This window comes from uncultured Flavobacterium sp. (genome assembly GCF_963925185.1).
Lineage (GTDB): Bacteria > Bacteroidota > Bacteroidia > Flavobacteriales > Flavobacteriaceae > Flavobacterium.
Window position 1 is genome coordinate 1 of sequence record NZ_CAWURC010000047.1, and the last position, 18,629, is coordinate 18,629.

Sequence of the window (18,629 nt, forward strand, 5' to 3'; positions counted from 1 at the left end):
TTGATTCTATGAACGAGGATGTTAACTTACCTTCAGATACTTCTCTTTACTCATTACCACTAACATCAAAAATTAAAGAATTATCAAAGTACGTAACCTTAATTAAGATTAGATAATTTTTTTAAAAGTTGGTGAATCTAAATTCAGTCAACAACTCACGCAACCAGTCGTGAGTTACTATACACATCTTCTTTTCTATACAACACCCTACCACCTATTTTTAGTGAATTTAAGACCCCTTCTCTTCTCCAGTTATTAAATGTTTGAACCGTTACATTTAATACCTTAGAAACCTCTCTACGGGTTAAATATTCGGCATCCTCACCAGTAATTGTCAACCTATTTAGCGGGTTTCCAATAGTGATAATACCGGTTGCTCGAGAGGTTGCTCCGCAGGTTTAAATCCTTGTTATTTGGTTTGATTTCTCTTTACTATTTTATAATGATTTAGTCATTATACTATTGATTTTCAATTTGTTACATAAAAAAACGTAAAATGAGATAAAACCTAAAACTTCCTGGAGGTACCACTTAGCAAGCCCAAACAGAAATGTTTGGGCTTTTTTTTGGATTAAATTTTGTAAACCCATGCTGATTTTAATTTATCTTGAAAAATATTGAAGATCCTCAAAAAACTATTCAAAAAACCGATCAGGTTCGATATATTTGTCTCTCATTTTTAAAAAAATACAGTATTTTTGATTGGTTGTGATTAGATTTTTATTCGAAATAGCAACTTTAAATTTAAATCTTTATGGAACAAAAATCAACTAAAGGCATCTGGAAAGTAATTTCCGCATCATCAATGGGCACAATGATCGAATGGTATGACTTCTACATTTTCGGAAGTTTAGCCGTAGTAATCTCAACCAAGTTTTTTCCTGATGATAATCCTTCCGCAGCATTTTTAGCCACCCTAGCCACATTTGCAGTAGGGTTCGTAGTTCGCCCATTTGGGGCTCTTTTCTTCGGAAGATTAGGTGATTTAATTGGCAGAAAATACACTTTCATGGTAACTTTAGTATTAATGGGAGGCGCAACCTTTTTGATTGGTTGCGTACCTAGTTATGAAACGATAGGCTTTATTGCGCCGGTTTTAGTATTACTTTTAAGAATGCTTCAAGGCCTAGCTTTGGGCGGAGAATATGGTGGAGCCGCAACTTACGTAGCCGAACATGCTCCAGTTGGAGAAAGGGGCTATTGGACTTCTTGGATTCAAACTACAGCTACTGTAGGTTTATTCATTTCGTTAATGGTAATCTTAGCGACAAGAAACTTACTTACACCAGAACAATTTGACGAATGGGGATGGAGAGTTCCTTTCTGGGTTTCAATTATTATGGTTGGGGTTTCGTATATCATTAGAAAAAATATGGATGAATCTCCTGTGTTTGCAAAAGCAAAATCAGAAGGTAAAACAAGTAAAAATCCATTAAAAGAGAGTTTTGGAAATCGTTACAACATGAAGGTTGTATTGCTTGCTCTTTTTGGAGCTACAATGGGACAAGGTGTTGTTTGGTACACAGGTCAATTCTATGCCATGAGTTTTATGAAAACGGTAATGGCAGTAGAAACCTCTCAAGTAGATACTTTATTAGGAATTGGGTTGTTATTAGGAACTCCTTTTTTCATCTTCTTCGGTTGGTTAAGTGATAAAGTAGGTAGAAAATACATCATGATGGGTGGTATGTTATTAGCAATTATCCTTTACAGGCCTATTTACAAAGCCATGTATGAAACAACAGCGGTTGCAAACAAAACAGAAATTGTTGCCAATACAAAAATGGTTGCTGAATTGAAAGAAAACAAGAAAAAAACTATGGATTCTATCTATACTACTAACAAAGAGTACACAGATGGAACAACCTATAAAGAAGTAAAAACTGTTTCTTTAGAGGGTGGAAAAGTAATGATGGACGACAAAGGGAAACCAAAAATTGACGCCAAAAAAACAGTTACCATCAACTCTAGCGATAGAAATTCATTGATATTTTTAATATTTATACAATTGATCTTTGTAACGATGGTTTACGGTCCTATAGCTGCATTCCTTGTTGAAATGTTCCCTGTAAAAATTAGATATACATCTATGTCATTGCCTTACCATATTGGAAATGGAATATTTGGTGGTTTACTTCCTGCTATTTCTACCTATTTGGTTATAGAATCAAAAGGTACAGATGCCATTCCAGACAATCCAGAATTCTATTTAGAAGGGCTTTGGTACCCAATTGTTATTGCATCCGTTTGTTTTGTAATTGGAATGGTTTACATTAAAAATAAAGATAAAAACGCTCACATTTAAAAAATATAAAGATGAATCAATTAAAAAGAGCCTTAGGATTAATTTGGATAGCATTAGCTATAGCAGCAGCCTATTTTTGCATATTCACTTTCGGATTGCCAAAATTTATATCCGGAAAACAAGATGATTTAGTATTTGGAATTATCATTCTTTTTGTACTTACTCCGCTAATTGTATTAGGACTAGGGACATTTGGATACTACGCCTTAATGGGTGACTATGATGAGGAAAAATAATAACTAAAACCCGTTGGGTGTAATTAAAATATTTTTTGAGGAAGGAAAAGAATTAGGAGCAAATGAGGAAGGATATGTTGTTATAAATTACCTTTGCCTTCAGGATCTTTATTAGATTTGTGCAATAATAATATACTCTTTAAAGCAGGGTATTTAGATCAATTTTCAGGTTATTTCTATGGAGATGGAGGTTTTAAAGATAATGACGATTTTATGTTTTCATTTCTGGTAAAGTCGATGACGTTATAAATGTTTCTGTACGTCGTCTTTCAACTGCTGAAGAAGAAAGTGTTGTTGTAATTGTGGAGCGTTTGCCAAAAACACGTTCTGGAAAATTTTACAAAAACTAATGAGAACCATTGCAGACAGAGCCGGTTTTAGAATTCCTTCTACAATTGATAACGAAGCCATTGTAGGTGAAATTGCCCAAGTGCTAAAAAAATATAAAATAAGAGTTGATACAAAAAAATAAGGATCACAAAAACCAGAATAGTTATGAGTTACTACAAAATCGAAAATTTAGAACAATATTTCAAACATTATAATAAATCGGTTCGTGAGCCAAGAAAATTTTGGGGAAAAATTGCTTCCGAAAATTTCACCTGGTACCAGGAATGTGAAAAAGTAATGGAGTTTGATTTGGCCGAAGCCAAAATAGAATGGTTCAAAGGAGCAAAAGTCAATATTGTAAAAAACTGTCTCGATAGACACCTTGCAAAAAGAGGTGAAAAAACAGCTATCATTTTTGAACCAAATGATCCAAAAGAAGAAGCACAACACATTTCGTACAATGATTTGTATGCCCGAGTTTCAAAAATGGCAAATGTACTTCGCGAACAAGGCATAAAAAAAGGCGATAGAGTTTGTATCTATTTGCCAATGATACCTGAATTAGCGGTTTCTGTTTTAGCTTGTGCAAGAATTGGGGCTATACATTCGGTAGTTTTTGCAGGGTTTTCATCCACGGCAGTAGCAACAAGAATCAATGATAGCGATTGCAAAATGGTCATTACCTCTGACGGTGGATTTCGAGGAAACAAAACTATCGACTTGAAAGGAATTATCGATGAGGCATTGACAAATTGTCCCCGAGTAGAAACAGTTTTGGTAGCTAAAAGAACCAATACTACTATAGCTATGAAAGAAGGTCGTGACCAATGGTTGCAACCTCTTTTAGATGCCGCTTCAGATAATAATGTTGCCGAAATTATGGATGCCGAAGATCCATTGTTTATTCTTTATACATCAGGGTCAACAGGAAAACCAAAAGGAATGGTACATACTACCGCAGGATATATGGTTTATACGGCTTACACCTTCAAGAATGTTTTCAATTATGAAGAAAACGATGTGTATTGGTGTACTGCTGATATTGGTTGGATAACCGGACATTCTTATATTTTATATGGCCCATTGTTAAACGGAGCTACGACAGTAATTTTCGAAGGAGTCCCATCTTATCCAGATTATAGCCGTTTCTGGGAAGTTATAGAAAAACACAAAGTAACCCAATTTTATACTGCGCCAACAGCCATTCGAGCCTTGGCAAAAGAAAAAATAGAATATGTTCAAAAATATCCATTACTTTCATTAAAAGTTATAGGCTCTGTAGGTGAGCCCATAAATGAAGAAGCTTGGCACTGGTACAATGACCACGTGGGTGGAAAACGTTGTCCTTTAGTAGATACTTGGTGGCAAACAGAAACTGGAGGGATTTTGATTTCGGCTATTGCCTTTGTAACCCCAACAAAACCAACCTATGCTTCCTTGCCTCTGCCTGGAATTCAACCCGTTTTAATGGATGAAAAACGAAATGAAATAGAGGGCAATCAAGTTACTGGAAGTTTATGCATCAAATTTCCTTGGCCGGGAATTGCAAGAACCATTTGGGGAGATCACCAGCGTTATAAAGAAACTTATTTTAGTGCCTTTCCGGGGAAATATTTTACTGGAGATGGCGCTTTACGTGATGAGGTGGGGTATTATAGAATCACAGGTCGTGTCGATGATGTAATCATTGTTTCTGGTCATAATCTAGGCACTGCACCAATTGAGGATGCAATAAATGAGCATCCTGCGGTTGCCGAAAGTGCTGTTGTAGGATTTCCACACGATGTTAAAGGAAATGCTTTGTATGGCTTTGTAATCCTGAAAGAGTCAGGCGAATATCGTGATAAAGAAAACCTCACCAAAGAAATCAATCAATATGTCTCAGACCACATTGGACCCATTGCCAAATTAGACAAGATTCAGTTTGTTTCTGGTTTACCAAAAACACGTTCTGGCAAGATTATGCGCCGTATTCTTCGCAAAATTGCCGAAGGTGATTTCTCTAATTTTGGAGACACATCCACCCTATTGAATCCAGAAATTGTGGACGAAATTAAGGAAGGGAAATTGTAAAAAGTTTTAGTGTAAAAAAAGGATCCCAGAATAGGCAGTCATTGGAGCTGGAATACATCAATAAATTTTGGCAAGTCCATACATTTTAGCAGAATTTATACTAACGACAATTATATGGACAATGTAGTTATTGGTTTAGACTTGACAAAAGGGAAAAAGGAAATCTCTGTTAGAACTATTTTTAAAGACGGAACAAAACTACACGATGCTTATTCCGGAAAAGTGGCCGTTGTTTCAAATGGAAAAGTCAATATTGATACTGAATTTGATATTTTATTATTGGAAAAATAAAAGAAAATGTTTTTTATCAAAACGTCTTTAGAAATGAAGGCGTTTTTTTATGTTTACACTTTAGAAAAACAATGAATAAAATTCTCAAAATTGGTCATCGAGGTGCTTTGGGCTATGAACCCGAAAACACTTTGATTTCTTTCCAAAAAGCAATTGATTTGAATGCTGATGGCATTGAACTCGATGTGCATTTGAGTTCAGATGGTGAATTAGTCGTAATTCATGACGAAACAATTGACCGAACGACCAATAGAAAAGGTTTTGTGAAAGATTTTTTGGCAGCTGAATTAAAAAAAATAGAAATCCCCACATTAATGGAGGTTTTAGATTTGGTACAACAACGTTGTTTTATCAATATTGAACTCAAGGGAATTGGAACAGAGCTACCAGTCATTAATTTAATGCAGCATTATATCATTAATAAAAACTGGCATTATAAAGATTTTTTGGTGTCAAGTTTCGACTGGAAAACGTTAGAGAAAACTCATGATTTAGATTCCAAAATACAAATTGGAGTTTTAACCGAAGAATCTATTGAAGACGCTTTGGCTTTCGCCAAAAAAATAAAAGCTTTTTCCATCAATCCCTATTATCAATTGCTGACGAAAGAAAATGTAACTTTGATGCAAGAAAATGGATTCAAGGTTTATCCTTGGACTGCAAATTCAAAAGAAGACATTCGAAAAATAAAAGCATTCAATGTAAATGGAATCATTTCCGATTTTCCAGATAAAATATGAACCAGAATTTTGACATTATAATTGTTGGCGGGGGTGCAGCGGGTTTTTTCACGGCAATCAATATTGTAGAGAAAAATCCAAAATATAAAGTTGCTATTCTCGAACGTGGAAGCGAAGTCTTGACAAAAGTCAGAGTTTCTGGAGGAGGAAGATGCAATGTAACGCACGCTTGTTTTGAACCTAACGAATTAGTGAAATTTTATCCACGTGGCGAGAAAGAATTACGTGGGCCTTTTCATCAATTTTGCTCAGGAGATACCGTAGAGTGGTTTAGCAATCATGGAGTTGAACTCAAAATCGAAGACGATGGACGAATGTTTCCAGTTTCGAATTCATCGCAAACCATCATCGATTGTTTTCTCGAAGCTACACAAAAACTCGGAATCACAGTTTTGACCGGACAAAGTGTGCAATCTATTTTCAATACCGAAGTTTCGGGAGAAAATTTTTGGAAAATTGAAACCCAAAACGAAAATTATATTTCTGAAAAATTGATTCTCGCCACGGGAAGTAATCCTAAAATTTGGGATATGTTACAGACTTTTGGCCACGCCATCGTTTCGCCCGTCCCGTCCCTATTTACTTTCAACATTAAAGATGCTAGAATAAAGGAATTGCCTGGAGTTTCAGGTCAGGTTTCGATAAAAGTGAAAGACACTAAGCTTAGCTCGACCGGCCCATTATTAATCACACATTGGGGAATGTCGGGGCCTGCAATTCTAAAATTATCGGCTTGGGGAGCACGGATTTTGCACGACAAAAACTACCAATTTACCATTTTTGTCAATTGGTTAAATGACGTTGATACTGTTGATGCTGAAAAAACACTCAAAGATTTAAAACAAGAAAATGCAAAAAAAGCAGTTTCAAAAAAATCTCCTTTTGATTTTCCCAATAGACTTTGGGAAAATTTGGTTCTCGCTTCAAATATTTCTGAAGAAACAAAATGGGCTGATTTGACAAAAATTCAAATTCAAAATTTGGCGATGCAATTAACAAATTGCAGCTTTCAAGTCAATGGTAAAAGCACCTTCAAAGAAGAATTTGTTACCGCCGGCGGCATTGATTTAAAGGAAATTAACTTTAAAAATATGGGAAGTAAATTACACAAAAACCTTTATTTTGCTGGAGAAATTGTTAATGTAGATGCTATTACTGGCGGATTTAACTTTCAAAATGCCTGGACAAGCGGATTTATTTTAGCTAATTCTTTATGACTAGCTTTTGCTAATTAAATTTTAAGTGTTTAAAGATGGGAATTATCTATTTAACCCCCAAATACTCATATTCAAAACCAATGCAAAACTTACCCAAAGCAGGTATGGAATGAATAAGTAGCCTGCTGTTTTGTTGATTTTTATAAACTTTGTATAGGTTTCATATATCATTAACCATAATATAACGATTTCGATACCGGCCAACATTGGGTTTTTCAAGCCAAAAAACAAATACGACCACAAGGCATTTAAAGCCAATTGAATCGCAAAAAAAATCAAAGCTTTTTTAACGATTTCTTTATCAAAATCTATTCGGTCCCAAACCAGTCCAGCTGCAACTCCCATCATAACATAAAGCATGCTCCAAACAGGGGCGAAAATCCAGTTGGGTGGATTAAAACTTGGCTTTATCAATGTTGGATACCAAGTTGTAATTGCTGACCGAGTAACTATTCCGGAAAAATATCCAATTACTAAACACGTAACAACAACAGCTAAAATTCGTGTAATCTTGTTCATAATCAATTTTTTTACAAATTTAATCAAAACTACATAGCGATTCAACAAATAAACAAATCAAGGTGTAAACCAAAAAAAGTATCTTTGCATAAATTTTTAATTGATGTTTGTAGCAAACGATTTTATTCCGTCTCCATATTCTCATATCGTAGAAAAAGGAAGTTTTCAGTGGAGTTCTCCTAGCAACATTGCTTTGGTGAAATATTGGGGAAAAAAAAACAACCAAATTCCAGCAAATCCTTCGGTGAGTTTCACCTTGAATAATTGTAAAACGATTACAACTTTGGCTTTTGCCAAAAAAGAAAATCAGGAAACTTTCTCTTTCGACTTACTTTTCGAGGGGAAGCCTAAAGAAGATTTTAAACCAAAAATTCAACAGTTTTTTGAAAGAATCATAGTTTATTTGCCTTTTCTAAAAAAATATCATTTTACCATTGATACTAAAAATACTTTTCCGCACAGCTCAGGAATCGCTTCCTCGGCATCTGGAATGGCAGCTTTGGCGATGAATTTAATGAGTTTGGAAAAAGAATTAAATCCAGAAATGACCGATGATTACTTTCATCAAAAAGCCTCTTTTCTTGCTCGATTAGGATCAGGTAGCGCTTGCCGCAGCGTGAAAGGAAAGATAGTAGTCTGGGGAAATCATAAAAACATTGAAGGAAGTTCTGATTTGTTTGGAGTAGAATTTCCAAACACGATTCACGAGCATTTCAATAATTTCCAAGACACCATTTTATTGGTCGACAAAGGTGAAAAAAAAGTTTCGAGTTCCGTTGGTCATGATTTAATGATTGATCACCCTTTTGCCGAAAGACGATTTACACAAGCACACGAAAACTTGGATAAATTAATTAGCGTTTTCGAAAACGGAAACTTAGAGGAATTCATAAAAATAGTCGAAAGCGAAGCCTTAACTTTACATTCAATGATGATGACCTCGATTCCTTATTTTATATTGATGAAACCCAACACCCTTGAAATCATTAATGCGATTTGGAAGTTTCGAAACGAAAAAAAAATCCCCCTATGTTTCACTCTCGATGCCGGCGCCAATGTCCATATTTTGTATCCAAAAAATGTGTCTGCCGAAGTTTTACAATTTATTAAGAACGAATTAGTTGGCTATTGTCAAAATGGTCATTACATTTGTGACGAAATAGGAATTGGAAGTCAATTGATAATGGATAATTAACAATTGATAATTGAAGAAGAATATTATCAAAGAAAAATCATTTTTATTTGCAATTGAAATAGTTGGTCTATATAAAGTTTTAGCTTAAAGAAAAGAGTTCGTTCTTTCTCGACAAATGTTACGTTAAGGAACTTCAATTGGAGCAAATGTTAGAGAAGCGGAACAGGCACAAAGCAAAGCAGATTTTATTCATAAACTTTCCATTTCTTTAAAAGAAGCAAACGAAACAGAATATTGGTTAGATTTATTATTCGAAACTCAATATATTTCAGAATCAGAGTTTTTAAATATGAAACCAAAAATAATTGAATTATTAAAATTGTTAACTAGCATAATTAATACTTCTAAAATTAGATAATTATCAATTGTTCATTGTCAATTATAAATTAATATATGAAAGGACCATTATTTTACTCAAAAATATTACTCTTTGGAGAATACGGAATTATTCGTGACTCAAAAGGATTGTCTATCCCATATAATTTTTACAACGGCGCGTTAAAAAGAGACTCAAATCCATCGGAAAAAGCTATAAAATCGAACGAAAATTTGAAGCGTTTTGTTTCTTATCTAGAAACTTTGCAAAACGGACAAGAAGAACTGGTAACTTTTGATTTGGCAACATTAAAAAATGATGTCGAAACCGGAATGTATTTTGATTCTAGCATCCCACAAGGTTATGGAGTAGGAAGTAGTGGCGCATTAGTAGCTGCTATTTATGATAAATATGCCCAAAATAAAATCACCGTTCTTGAGAATTTGACTCGGGAAAAGTTATTGAAACTAAAAAATATTTTTGCTCTAATGGAGTCTTTTTTTCACGGAAAAAGTTCTGGATTAGACCCTTTGAATAGTTATTTGAGTATTCCCATTTTAATTAATTCGAAAGATAACATTGAGGCAACCGGAATTCCAACTCAAAGTTTTATAGGAAATGGCGCGGTGTTTTTACTAGATTCAGGAATTGTAGGCGAAACTGCTCCAATGGTGAGTATTTTTATGGAAAACCTAAAAGATCAAGGTTTTCGAAAAATGTTGAAATCCCAATTTATAAAACACACCGATGCTTGTGTCGAAAACTTCCTTGGTGGAGACATGAAGTCATTGTTTGCCAATACTAAAAAATTGTCCAAAGTGGTTTTAAATCACTTCAAGCCAATGATTCCGGAACAGTTTCACGGCATCTGGCAAAAAGGAATTGACACCAATGATTATTATCTAAAATTATGCGGTTCAGGTGGAGGTGGTTACATTCTAGGCTTTACCCGAGACCTAGAAAAAGCAAGAATTTCATTAAAAAATTATAAGCTAGAGGTCGTTTACCAATTTTAAAATGCTGAGCAGGAAGAACAAAATAGTCGTGATGAAATTCATCAGTTTGTTTTCTGTTGTTCGAGGGTATAACATCCCAATAATTATTTTGGCCCAATATCTTTCGGCGATATTTATACTCGCTCCCAAAAAAAGAGCGCTTACAATTCTTCTTGATTTCGATTTGTTTATCATTATTTTTGCGTCCTCATTGACGATCGCTTCGGGTTATATTATCAATAATTTTTACGACAGCAAAAAAGATTTAATCAACCGGCCAAACAAGTCTATACTCGACAGATTAGTAAGTCAAAAAACAAAACTTCAAGTTTATTTTAGCCTGAATTTTATCGTCACCTTTCTATCTGTTTTTGTTTCTTGGCGTGCATTTTTGTTTTTCTCAGTTTATATTTTCTTGATTTGGTATTATTCTCATAAAATAAAAAAATACCCTATAATTGGAAATTTGACATCCGCTTTTTTATCTATATTACCGTTTTTTGCCATTCTTTTGTATTTTAAAAACCTGTACGAAGTCATTTTTGGACACGCCACTTTCTTGTTTTTATTGCTCCTAATTCGGGAAATGATAAAAGATTTGGAAAACATTAAAGGCGACTTGGCAAACGATTACAAAACGATTCCCATTGTTTATGGCGAAGAAATTTCGAAGAAAATAATTACGGTGCTGACGATTATAACTATAATTCCGGTGTATGTTTTGATTGAAATTTTCGACATTGGCTATATGGATATTTACTTTTATTCCTGCCTGATAATTTTAATTTTTTTCTTGATCCGCCTTTGGAAATCAGACGCAAAAGAACACTATTTATTATTACATAATGTACTCAAATTTCTTATTGTAGCAGGCGTTTTTTCGATCATCCTCATCAATCCAAGTGTATTGTGGCATGGAAAAGAATTATTAATGTCAATTTGATCTTGCAGGAGCTTTTTTGTGCTGTACGCTATATTTCTTTTGGCAAACTCCGCCACAAGAAGATGCCGCTTCCATCAGGGCTAAAAATCAAAGTGCTGTTAACCAATAATAAACTATCTTTGCAAACCCGAGGCCAAAAAGGCCGAACAGACGAAGTAAATTATAGAATATTATGAATAACAAGGAGGGCAATAATAATAAAAGCAGTGGTAGAGCAAACAGCTCAAGACCTAGCTCAAATAAGCCAAAACCTGCGATGCAAAAAAGGGCACAAGGGCCAAAAAAAGTAAAGACAATTGTTAAAGCGGCAGACACAACTGACAAAGTAGAAAAGAAGCCAAATCAAGCGCCAAAAAGACCAAAAGTAAAAGACGAAATTCGTTTGAACAAATACATCGCTAATTCTGGAGCCTGTTCGCGTCGTGATGCCGATATTTACATCCAATCTGGAACCGTGAAGGTAAATGGAATTCCTGTTATAGAAATGGGATATATGGTAAAACCCGGTGATGTAGTGAATTTTGACGGTTCGACCTTGACCCCAGAAAAAAAAGTATACATCTTGTTGAACAAACCAAAAAACTTCACGACAGCACTTGATGAAGGTCAAGAATTTCGTAATGTTTTGGAATTGGTAAAAGGTTCTACAACCGCAAAAATTGGAGCCGTGGGTAGAATGGACAAGAATACAACTGGCCTGTTATTGTTTACAAATGACACGGATATGATTCGTAAATTCACGTTACCAACAAACAAATCATCAAAAATCTACCAAGTTTCATTGGATAAAAATTTGAAATTCGAGGATTTAGAAAAAATAAATAAAGGTTTAGTTTTGGATGGTCACCGCGTTTTTGTAGAAGACATCAGCTATATTGAAGGGGAATCAAAAAGTGAAATTGGATTGAAGCTAAGATCTGCAAATGTTAAAGTGGTGCGTTCTATTTTTGAACATTTTAGTTATGACGTTTTAAGAATTGACCGAGTAGCCTTTGCGGGATTAACCAAGAAGAATTTACCTCGCGGAAATTGGAGACTACTTACAGAACAAGAAATTATCAATTTGAAAAACGTTTAAGTTTTTTTAAAATTAATATAAATTCCTGCTCTATCTTTATAGCAGGAATTTTTTATTTAAAAACACATGATTAATACAAAGAATTTATCAATTGCACACAAATGGTTTGATGCATTCAAAAACCATAATTTGGAACAACTTTTATCCTTATATGATGATGAAGCTGAACATTTCAGTCCAAAACTAAAAATAAAAAAACCAGAAACTAATGGTTTAATAAAAGGGAAACAATCACTGCATGATTGGTGGAAAGAAGCTTTTGAGCAGTTGCCAACTTTAAACTACAAAGTAACCTCTCTTACCGCAAATGAAAGTCGGGTTTTCATGGAATACGTGAGAACCGTTCAAGGCGAAAACGACATGCTTGTTGCCGAAGTTCTAGAAATAAAAGAAGGGAAAATTATTTTTTCGCGTGTGTATCACGGATAAAATTTATTTAAGCAACAATGCTCCCGAGATAAAATTCAATATAATGGTTTATTTCCATTCCAGTGTCTCCATCAATCTTTGCATGTCACTTCTAACAAAGCTTGTGGCGGGCATTATGGAGTCAAAATTGGGTTTTGCATAGAAATAAACAGAACCCGTAACGAAATGTTTAATGCTATCCGTTGCATAAAACTGGGAATTTGTTGCTGCATTTCCATTAACTCTATAAAACATTCCGAACACTTTTTTTGAAGAATTCAAGAAAGGTTGTTCCAGAATATTATCCGCTTTTATGACATGTTCGTAGGTCAATTTTTGAGCGTCCCTCAGTAATTTATCGATATTGTGGTTTACGGGTTTGTAATTAAGGTAGATCGTAGCTTTCATTTTTGGATAAGAAATAGTAAAACCACAATCTTTTTCGCCCTTGATAACCGCCTCTGAATTCATTTCGAATGAAAAAGGGCATTGGTTTTCGAAATTCACGTATTTTGCTTCTGGGTAATCCAAGCGCAAATAACTTGACGGCTTAGGAAAAACATCCTCTTTACAACTAAAAAAAGAAAATAATACTATCAAAAGTAGTGCAATAGTAATTTTTTTTTTGAGCATTGTGTGTTTATTCAATGGTGACTTTAATTTGTTTAATTCGTTTTTTATCTACAGCTTCAACAGTAAAAATACAGTTTTTGTATGCAATCTTTTGATCTTTTTTTGGAAAATTGCCGATGATTTCAAGAATGAATCCGGCTAAAGTTTCGGCTTCTCCTTTTTTTAATTCGAACAACTGCTCGTCAACATCAATAATTCTATAAAAATCCTTAAGATTAATTTTTCCTTCAAAAAGATAATTTTTTTCATCTATTTTAGAAAAATTGATGTTCTCTCCATCAAATTCATCACTAATGTCTCCTACAATTTCTTCGATAATGTCTTCAAGTGAAACCAGCCCCGAAGTCCCTCCGTATTCATCTACAACAATCGCCAAGTGACTTTTCTTGTTTTGAAAATCCTTTAGCAAATTATCTATTTTTTTATTTTCAGGAACGAAAAACGGTTCCCTTATTAAAGTTTTCCAGTCGAATTCTTCCTTATTAATATGTGGCAGTAAATCTTTCACAAATAAAACACCTTCAATCTGGTCAATGTTATCGCGATAAATCGGGATTCTGGAATACCCTTTTTCAATTATTTTTGAATATATAACCGCGAAAGTTTCCTCAATTTCCAATGCGAAAATATCAATTCTTGGGCTCATTACCTGCTTCGTGTCGGTATTACCAAAAGTTACTATTCCTTCCAATATTTTTTGTTCTTCGCTAGAAGTATCGTCTGTATCGGTAAGTTCAAGTGCTTGAGACAATTGATCTACGGAAAAATTCGTTTTTTGTTTCCCTAATTTATTGTGAAGGTATACCGTTACTTTGCGCATTGGCAAACTTATAGGAGAAAGAAGCACTTCTAACCCTGCTAAAGGATAGGCTACTAATTTTACAAACTTAACATTATTTCTACTGGCGTAAACCTTGGGCAAGATTTCTCCAAACAACAAAATTAAAAAAGTGACTACTATTACTTCAAAAATAAATTTTAAAACTGGAGAAGTAATCGCAGAAAATAAATTATGGCCTACATAAGAAAACAAAATTACAACTCCAATGTTGATGAAATTGTTGGCTACAAGTAGAGTTGCTAATAATTTTTTGGGTTTTTCTAAAAGTTCAGAAATGATTTTTCCTTTTGAAGGATGCTCATGTAGGGTTTTGTCAATGTCCTTTTTGGACAATGAAAACAGGGCTACTTCAGCTCCGGAAACTAATGCAGAACAAAATAGCAATGCAAATATCGCGGTAAAACCAAATACTAAATCAGTATCTAAAGTATAAATAAAGTTAAAACTGGGCGGCTCTGGGTCCAAATTAAAAAGGATTAGTTAAACAATCAAAACGGCAAATCATTTTCTGGCAGGTCGTTTTTCTGTGGGTCAAAGTTAGTGTTTTTTTCAAGTACAGAACTTGGAATTTGTTTGTTGCTTTCACTTTCTTTCTTGGTTGACAAAAAAGTAAATTCGGTAACCTGAATTTCGGAAGTAAATTTTACAGAACCATCCTCGGCTTGCCATTGTCGTGACTTGATGCGTCCTTCTACATATATTTTATCCCCTTTCGAAAGATATTTTTCGCAAATTTCAGCCGCTTTATTTTTCACTACTAAGTTGTGCCATTCCGTTGAAGTAATTTTTTCATTAGTTGTTTTGTTAATATAGACTTCGTTTGTGGCTAATTGAAATCTTCCGATGCAATTTCCTCCATCAAAATAGTGCATCTTAACATCCTCGCCAAGATGTCCTATTAACATCACTTTATTTAACGTTCCATTCATGGTGTAAATTACTATTTCAACCAAAGATACGTATTTTACAAAATAATTAATTCTTTTCAATAAAATTAAAAATCACAATTGGGTAAGGAAATGTTTTCATAAATTCGGTAGTAATGCCGTTTTCTATAGTGCCGTCAACATTAACTTTCCAAAATTTGATGTGCAAATGCTGATGTGAAAGTTTATGAATAATACTTTTTTGATTGCATTCCATTATACTAACCACTTTGTTATTGACAAAGAATTTATTTTGTATGTTGTTTGAAATAAACTCAAAATCCACTGAAGCCTCTGTTTCAATTAATGGAAATTCATAAAGATTATGCCAAATTCCTTTCGCTGTGCGTTTTTGAATTACCGTATTCTCCTTTTCATCAGAAACAACTAAGTAATTAAAAAATCGATTTCTAACCTTTATTTTTTTTGATTTTACGGGCAATTGATCTACCTTCTTTTTTTGCAAAGCTGCACAACTCGTGTTAAAAATGCAAATGGTGCAATTAGGGCTTTTAGGAACACATTGCAAAGCACCAAACTCCATAATTGCTTGGTTAAACATGGCTGGGTTGTCTTTTGGCATCAGTTCAAAAGCCAAAGCAGTAAATTCTTTTTTGGCGGAAGCCACAGCAATATCAGTTTCCACATCAAAATAACGCGACAAAACCCTGAAAACATTTCCATCCACGACAGGAACGGCTTCATTGTATGAAAAAGAAGCAATTGCAGCAGCGGTATATTCGCCAATTCCTTTTAATTTTAGCAAGTCATTATAGTTATCCGGAAATTTACCTGATAATTCTGCCGCTACAAATTGTGCCGTTTTATGCAAATTTCGAGCACGCGAATAATAACCCAATCCCTGCCAAAGTTTCAAAACCTGTTCCTCATTGGCTTTTGCCAAATCATAAACAGTTGGGAAATTAGTCACGAAAGACAGGAAATAGGGCATTCCTTGTGCTACTCTAGTCTGCTGAAGCATAATTTCGGAGAGCCAAATTAGATACGGATTATCGGTTTTTCGCCACGGTAAATCCCGTTTATTTTCTAAATACCACCTTATCAGTACGTTGGAAAAATTCATCATTAAATATTAGTTAACAAAAGTAAAAGTTTATGTCGTTAAATTTTAATGAATTAGCTTGAATAATTGTTTTTTTAATTCCTATATTTGCAATCTTAAAAAATTAGTATACCATTATAAATTACGCAATAAAATGACAAAAGCAGATATCGTAGGGAAAATCTCTGAGAGATTAGGTCTAGAAAAAGGAGATGTTCAGGCAACAGTTGAGACCTTTATGACAGAAGTAAAAAATTCATTAGAAACTGGAGACAATGTTTATTTAAGAGGTTTTGGAAGCTTCATTGTGAAAACAAGAGCTGAAAAAACGGGAAGAAATATTTCAAAAAACACCACAATCAAAATCCCAGCACACAACATCCCTGCATTTAAACCTGCAAAAGTGTTTGTAGAAGCAGTGAAAACCAATAACGAAGCAAAATAACAAAATTTATTAATTACAAAAACATCTACTATGCCAAGTGGTAAAAAAAGAAAGAGACATAAGGTAGCAACGCACAAACGCAAAAAAAGAGCGAGAGCTAACCGTCACAAAAAGAAAAAGTAGTTTTAAACTACTTTTTTCTTTTTAACCGTTCATTGAAATTGAGAAAAAGACGAATAGATAACAGACGAATAGATAAAAGACCAATGTGGTCTATCATCTTTAAATCTATTATCTAAAACTGCTTCTCCCCGGGTACAATACCTGTTAAAATTATTGTTTAATCCATCCTTGCTGAAAAGTTGATGGTTGATAGTTGATAGTTGATGGGTTTCCAACAACCAACAACCGAAAACCAACAACAATAAGTTCGGATAAAAATTTACAACGTGAATAAAGAATTAATCATCAGATCTAGTTCCGAAGCCGTAGATTTTGCCTTATTAAAAGATGGAAAACTAATTGAATTACACAAAGAACAAGAAACAAGCAATTTCCAAGTTGGCGATATTTTTATTGCCAAAATAAGAAAACCAGTTGCTGGATTAAATGCAGCTTTTGTAAATGTTGGCTACGAAAAAGACGCCTTTTTACATTATCACGATTTAGGTCCTAATCTTGCTTCCCAACTGAAATTCATAAAACTTGTAAGCGCAGGTAAAATAAAAGATTTCTCCCTAAAAAACTTTCAGTTTGAAAAAGAGATAGACAAAGATGGATCGATAATAGATATCATTAATTCCAATCAATCTATCTTAGTACAAGTTGTAAAAGAACCAATATCTACAAAAGGGCCAAGAATTAGCGCTGAGCTCTCTCTTGCCGGAAGATTTATTGTTCTCGTTCCCTTTTCTGATCGCGTTTCTATTTCTCAAAAAATAGAAAATAAAAAAGAAAAAGAACGACTAAAAAAACTTGTGCAATCCGTCAAACCAAAAGGATTTGGTGTTATTGTTCGCACAGTAGCCGAAGGCAAAAATACAGCCGAATTAGAAAAAGATTTGCAGAACCTCATAGAGAGATGGACTGCAATGTGTAAAAAATTACCAACCGCTCATCATCCGTCAAAAGTATTAGGAGAGCTCAATAGAGCTTCATCAATATTAAGAGACGTCTTCAACGATACCTTTAGTGGTATCCAAATAGATGACGAAGAGTTGTACAACCAAACCAAGGACTATTTACAAGAAATAGCCCCAACAAAAACATCGATTGTTAAGTTTTATCAATCAAACGACACTCCGATTTTTGAGAAATACAATATAGAGAGACAAATCAAGACCTCCTTTGGAAGAACAGTTTCCATGAGCAAAGGTGCTTATCTTATTATCGAACATACCGAAGCTCTTCACGTCATCGACGTAAATAGTGGAAACCGTTCTAATAAAGCATCCAATCAAGAAGATACTGCAATGGAAGTGAATATGATTGCTGCCGCTGAAATCGCAAGACAATTACGTCTTCGTGATATGGGCGGAATAATCGTTATTGATTTTATCGATATGGGAAATCCCGATAATCGCAAAGTGTTGTTCGACTTCCTCAGGGAAGAAATGAACGATGATAAAGCCAAGCACAAAATCTTGCCGCCGAGTAAGTTTGGATTAGTCCAAATTACCCGACAAAGAGTAAGACCGGAAGTCAACATTAAAACTAGAGAAGAAGATCCAAACAATATTGAAGGCGAAATCGAAGCGCCAATTCAAATCATTGACAAAATCGCCTTAGATCTAGAAAGCATATTAAAAACTCACTCTGGAGTTGTACTTAATGTACATCCATTTGTGGCCGCATACCTTACCAAAGGTTTTCCATCAATACGTTCAAAATGGTTTTTTGAACATAGAAAATGGGTGAAAATCATACCGCGTGACGCTTACACGTATCTTGAATATCATTTCTACGATAAAAAAGGAAGTGCTATTTTAGAATAAAACAAAAACCGCCATTCGTGAGAGTGGCGGTTTTTTTGTATCTTTTTTTATCAGGAGCTATTTACTTCGTCAGTTCGCTGCGCTCGTGTCACGCTTTGCGTTGCAATCTTTATTGCTTTAAAGAAAAATAATAAAGGGTTT

At 34.3% G+C, this 18,629-nt stretch carries 19 protein-coding genes and 1 pseudogene; 15 read left to right on the forward strand and 5 right to left on the reverse strand.

All coding sequences use genetic code 11. The annotated features are described in order from the left end of the window. Positions 1–754 precede the first annotated feature (754 nt). The 7 genes from AABM59_RS09765 (at position 755) to AABM59_RS09795 (ending at position 7,192) form a co-directional block, all read left to right on the forward strand. Positions 755–2,305, forward strand: coding sequence for an MFS transporter (locus AABM59_RS09765; protein ID WP_338408780.1), 1,551 nt, complete (start codon positions 755–757; stop codon positions 2,303–2,305). Between the two features lie 11 nt (positions 2,306–2,316). Next, complete coding sequence (locus AABM59_RS09770; RefSeq protein ID WP_338408781.1) at positions 2,317–2,541, forward strand: DUF6814 family protein; 225 nt, start codon at positions 2,317–2,319, stop codon at positions 2,539–2,541. Between the two features lie 349 nt (positions 2,542–2,890). Further along, on the forward strand, positions 2,891–3,013 hold the full coding sequence (locus AABM59_RS09775; RefSeq protein WP_338408782.1) for a hypothetical protein: 123 nt from the start codon (positions 2,891–2,893) through the stop codon (positions 3,011–3,013). 23 nt (positions 3,014–3,036) lie between these two features. Then, positions 3,037–4,944 carry an acetate--CoA ligase gene (gene acs / locus AABM59_RS09780; RefSeq protein WP_338408783.1) on the forward strand — a complete coding sequence of 636 codons (1,908 nt, stop codon included), beginning with the start codon at positions 3,037–3,039 and terminating at the stop codon, positions 4,942–4,944. Positions 4,945–5,058: 114 nt separating this feature from the next. Then, a complete protein-coding gene (locus AABM59_RS09785) occupies positions 5,059–5,235 on the forward strand; it encodes a hypothetical protein (RefSeq protein WP_338408784.1) in 177 nt (58 codons plus the stop codon). 71 nt (positions 5,236–5,306) lie between these two features. Continuing rightward, positions 5,307–5,975, forward strand: a complete 669-nt coding sequence (locus AABM59_RS09790) for a glycerophosphodiester phosphodiesterase family protein (protein ID WP_338408785.1) — start codon at positions 5,307–5,309, stop codon at positions 5,973–5,975. After that, positions 5,972–7,192 carry an NAD(P)/FAD-dependent oxidoreductase gene (locus AABM59_RS09795; protein ID WP_338408786.1) on the forward strand — a complete coding sequence of 407 codons (1,221 nt, stop codon included), beginning with the start codon at positions 5,972–5,974 and terminating at the stop codon, positions 7,190–7,192. The genes AABM59_RS09790 and AABM59_RS09795 overlap by 4 nt, the downstream gene beginning before the upstream one ends. Positions 7,193–7,234: 42 nt before the next feature. Here AABM59_RS09795 and AABM59_RS09800 read toward each other — a convergent pair whose 3' ends face one another. Next, positions 7,235–7,711, reverse strand: coding sequence for a TspO/MBR family protein (locus AABM59_RS09800; protein WP_338408787.1), 477 nt, complete (start codon positions 7,709–7,711; stop codon positions 7,235–7,237). A 103-nt stretch (positions 7,712–7,814) separates the two neighbouring features. Here AABM59_RS09800 and AABM59_RS09805 point away from each other — a divergent pair, with 103 nt between their 5' ends. The 6 genes and pseudogenes from AABM59_RS09805 (at position 7,815) to AABM59_RS09830 (ending at position 12,667) form a co-directional block, all read left to right on the forward strand. After that, positions 7,815–8,906 (forward strand): diphosphomevalonate decarboxylase, encoded by a 1,092-nt coding sequence (locus AABM59_RS09805; protein ID WP_338408788.1) that lies wholly within the window; start codon positions 7,815–7,817, stop codon positions 8,904–8,906. A 10-nt stretch (positions 8,907–8,916) separates the two neighbouring features. Next, positions 8,917–9,264 (forward strand): annotated as a pseudogene (locus AABM59_RS09810) (four helix bundle protein). A 35-nt stretch (positions 9,265–9,299) separates the two neighbouring features. Continuing rightward, positions 9,300–10,238 carry a mevalonate kinase gene (locus tag AABM59_RS09815; protein ID WP_338408789.1) on the forward strand — a complete coding sequence of 313 codons (939 nt, stop codon included), beginning with the start codon at positions 9,300–9,302 and terminating at the stop codon, positions 10,236–10,238. 1 nt (position 10,239) lies between these two features. Continuing rightward, complete coding sequence (locus tag AABM59_RS09820) at positions 10,240–11,160, forward strand: geranylgeranylglycerol-phosphate geranylgeranyltransferase (protein WP_338408790.1); 921 nt, start codon at positions 10,240–10,242, stop codon at positions 11,158–11,160. 172 nt (positions 11,161–11,332) lie between these two features. Then, positions 11,333–12,238, forward strand: a complete 906-nt coding sequence (locus AABM59_RS09825; protein ID WP_338408791.1) for a pseudouridine synthase — start codon at positions 11,333–11,335, stop codon at positions 12,236–12,238. A 66-nt stretch (positions 12,239–12,304) separates the two neighbouring features. Then, positions 12,305–12,667 (forward strand): nuclear transport factor 2 family protein, encoded by a 363-nt coding sequence (locus tag AABM59_RS09830; protein WP_338408792.1) that lies wholly within the window; start codon positions 12,305–12,307, stop codon positions 12,665–12,667. 48 nt (positions 12,668–12,715) lie between these two features. Here AABM59_RS09830 and gldD read toward each other — a convergent pair whose 3' ends face one another. The 4 genes from gldD to mutY are packed head-to-tail and all read right to left on the reverse strand — an operon-like array spanning position 12,716 to position 16,130. Continuing rightward, on the reverse strand, positions 12,716–13,279 hold the full coding sequence (gldD, locus tag AABM59_RS09835) for a gliding motility lipoprotein GldD (RefSeq protein ID WP_338408793.1): 564 nt from the start codon (positions 13,277–13,279) through the stop codon (positions 12,716–12,718). Positions 13,280–13,286: 7 nt separating this feature from the next. Further along, positions 13,287–14,585: a gliding motility-associated protein GldE gene (locus tag AABM59_RS09840; RefSeq protein WP_338408794.1), complete on the reverse strand. Its 1,299-nt coding sequence runs from the start codon at positions 14,583–14,585 to the stop codon at positions 13,287–13,289. Positions 14,586–14,608: 23 nt separating this feature from the next. Then, positions 14,609–15,049 carry a single-stranded DNA-binding protein gene (gene ssb, locus AABM59_RS09845; RefSeq protein ID WP_338408803.1) on the reverse strand — a complete coding sequence of 147 codons (441 nt, stop codon included), beginning with the start codon at positions 15,047–15,049 and terminating at the stop codon, positions 14,609–14,611. A 46-nt stretch (positions 15,050–15,095) separates the two neighbouring features. After that, on the reverse strand, positions 15,096–16,130 hold the full coding sequence (gene mutY, locus AABM59_RS09850; protein ID WP_338408804.1) for an A/G-specific adenine glycosylase: 1,035 nt from the start codon (positions 16,128–16,130) through the stop codon (positions 15,096–15,098). Between the two features lie 85 nt (positions 16,131–16,215). On the opposite strand from mutY, the gene AABM59_RS09855 reads away from it, so the two are divergent. Together AABM59_RS09855 and AABM59_RS09860 are read left to right on the forward strand one after the other, a co-directional pair. Beyond that, the gene (locus AABM59_RS09855; RefSeq protein WP_338408805.1) at positions 16,216–16,554 is read left to right on the forward strand and encodes an HU family DNA-binding protein; all 339 of its coding nucleotides are present in this window, start codon (positions 16,216–16,218) and stop codon (positions 16,552–16,554) included. Between the two features lie 389 nt (positions 16,555–16,943). Beyond that, positions 16,944–18,488, forward strand: coding sequence for a ribonuclease E/G (locus AABM59_RS09860; RefSeq protein ID WP_338408795.1), 1,545 nt, complete (start codon positions 16,944–16,946; stop codon positions 18,486–18,488). Positions 18,489–18,629: the final 141 nt, after the last annotated feature.

Bases quoted from the DNA above. Each gene is read 5' to 3' on its own strand.
- AABM59_RS09825 (WP_338408791.1), top strand. From the start codon at position 11,333: ATGAATAACAAGGAGGGCAATAATAATAAAAGCAGTGGTAGAGCAAAC.
- AABM59_RS09805 (WP_338408788.1), top strand. From the start codon at position 7,815: ATGTTTGTAGCAAACGATTTTATTCCGTCTCCATATTCTCATATCGTA.
- acs (WP_338408783.1), top strand. From the start codon at position 3,037: ATGAGTTACTACAAAATCGAAAATTTAGAACAATATTTCAAACATTAT.
- AABM59_RS09830 (WP_338408792.1), top strand. From the start codon at position 12,305: ATGATTAATACAAAGAATTTATCAATTGCACACAAATGGTTTGATGCA.
- AABM59_RS09785 (WP_338408784.1), top strand. From the start codon at position 5,059: ATGGACAATGTAGTTATTGGTTTAGACTTGACAAAAGGGAAAAAGGAA.
- AABM59_RS09800 (WP_338408787.1), bottom strand. From the start codon at position 7,711: ATGAACAAGATTACACGAATTTTAGCTGTTGTTGTTACGTGTTTAGTA.
- gldD (WP_338408793.1), bottom strand. From the start codon at position 13,279: ATGCTCAAAAAAAAAATTACTATTGCACTACTTTTGATAGTATTATTT.
- ssb (WP_338408803.1), bottom strand. From the start codon at position 15,049: ATGAATGGAACGTTAAATAAAGTGATGTTAATAGGACATCTTGGCGAG.
- AABM59_RS09820 (WP_338408790.1), top strand. From the start codon at position 10,240: ATGCTGAGCAGGAAGAACAAAATAGTCGTGATGAAATTCATCAGTTTG.
- AABM59_RS09770 (WP_338408781.1), top strand. From the start codon at position 2,317: ATGAATCAATTAAAAAGAGCCTTAGGATTAATTTGGATAGCATTAGCT.
- AABM59_RS09815 (WP_338408789.1), top strand. From the start codon at position 9,300: ATGAAAGGACCATTATTTTACTCAAAAATATTACTCTTTGGAGAATAC.
- AABM59_RS09790 (WP_338408785.1), top strand. From the start codon at position 5,307: ATGAATAAAATTCTCAAAATTGGTCATCGAGGTGCTTTGGGCTATGAA.
- mutY (WP_338408804.1), bottom strand. From the start codon at position 16,130: ATGAATTTTTCCAACGTACTGATAAGGTGGTATTTAGAAAATAAACGG.
- AABM59_RS09775 (WP_338408782.1), top strand. From the start codon at position 2,891: ATGAGAACCATTGCAGACAGAGCCGGTTTTAGAATTCCTTCTACAATT.
- AABM59_RS09795 (WP_338408786.1), top strand. From the start codon at position 5,972: ATGAACCAGAATTTTGACATTATAATTGTTGGCGGGGGTGCAGCGGGT.
- AABM59_RS09765 (WP_338408780.1), top strand. From the start codon at position 755: ATGGAACAAAAATCAACTAAAGGCATCTGGAAAGTAATTTCCGCATCA.